The organism is Spirillospora sp. NPDC049652 (assembly GCF_040675125.1).
Taxonomy (GTDB): Bacteria; Actinomycetota; Actinomycetes; order Streptosporangiales; family Streptosporangiaceae; genus Spirillospora.
This window is the reverse complement of record NZ_JBFAOF010001452.1, coordinates 1-1,304: the sequence shown is the minus strand read 5'-3', so window position 1 is coordinate 1,304 and position 1,304 is coordinate 1. Positions and strand designations below refer to the sequence as shown.

Sequence of the window (1,304 nt, the reverse complement as noted above, 5' to 3'; positions counted from 1 at the left end):
GCCCGAGCGCGGTCAGCGCCAGGAGCAGCAGCGCGTCCAGCGAGGCGTCCAGGGTCCAGTCGCCCAGGCTGTCGGCCCGGAGCGCCGTCGCCGCCTCATGGACGACGTAGGCGGTCGCGCCTCCGGCGACGGCCTTCCACCGGTCGCTGTGCGCGGCCAGCGAGAACAGCGCGACCCACAGGGCGATGTCGGAGGTGGGAGCCTCCTGGGCGTGGATCAGCAGGAGCCCGGCGTCGCCGCACGCCACGATCACCGTGATCACCGCGAGCGGCCGGACGCGCCGCCAGACCAGCGCGCCGTCCAGCAGCAGGGTCAGCAGGACCAGCAGGATCCATCCGGAGCGGTCGCGGGGGACCAGGAACTCGTCCGCCAGCGACATCAGCGCGGCGAGCCCGAGCTGCGGCGCCAGCAGCAGCAGCGGCACACCGACGTCGGCGCGGTTCGGCCATCCCCGTGAGCCGCCTGCCTCAACCAGGCCGCTCGGGCCGTCCGCCTCAACGGCGCTGCGCGGGCCGTCCGCCTCAACCAGGCCGCGTGTGCCGTCCGCTCCCCGTGAACGGCCCGGCGCGGAGCCCCGGGCCAGTGTGAGATTCCCCCGAATTATCACAGACCGACCTTAGCGGTCGCATCCGCCCGCTCGGGCCGCCGGATCACGCCCGCTCAGGCCAGCCGGGCGATCTGATCGGCCAGGGGGACGGGTGCGTCGAGCCGGTTGTCGACCTCGACGTGCGGCACGGGCGGCGGCTCCTCCGGACGCATCCGGGCGGTGAAGGCGTCGAACGCGGCCAGCTTGCCCGCGTCCCGGGGCAGCCCGCGCGCCTCCAGCCGGTGCCGCAGCGTCGCCGCGTCCGACCTGATCCACACCAGCCGGACGGGCGGGCCGCCGAGTTCGTCCACCCACGCCGCCCACCGCTCGGGCGAGCGGATGTGGCCGGTGAACGGGCCGCTGAGCAGCACCGGGCAGCCGTGTGAGCGGATCTCCCGGGCCGTCGCGGTCAGCCCCTCGTACTCGTGGGGCTTGACGTGCTCGTCGTACCAGGGGCCTTCACGCTCGCCCGGGTCACGCCCGGACGCGGCGAGCGTCGCGGCCACGAACGGGCCGTAGAGGGTGTCCTTGTCCAGCAGCGCCGGAACCGGCCGCAGCCGCGCGAGCAGCAGGTCCGCGACCGTGCTCTTGCCTCCGCCGGGCGGCCCCGCCACCACCCACACCGCCGCCGGGACGCCCTGGCCGCCGGTCATGCCGGGATGCGGAGCCGCTCGCGGGCCAGCCGGGCGATCGCGTCCTCGTCGATGCGGTGGCCGAG

The 1,304-nt window shown here is 75.5% G+C and carries 2 protein-coding genes; both read right to left on the bottom strand.

The window, feature by feature from the left end:
* Window positions 1–424: DUF7134 domain-containing protein (locus tag AB0J52_RS41035; RefSeq protein ID WP_500188658.1), on the bottom strand; the 424-nt coding region annotated here is incomplete at its 3' end.
* Window positions 425–660: 236 nt separating this feature from the next.
* A complete protein-coding gene (locus AB0J52_RS41030; RefSeq protein ID WP_500188657.1) occupies window positions 661–1,239 on the bottom strand; it encodes a P-loop nucleotide/nucleoside kinase family protein in 579 nt (192 codons plus the stop codon).
* Window positions 1,240–1,304 lie beyond the last annotated feature (65 nt).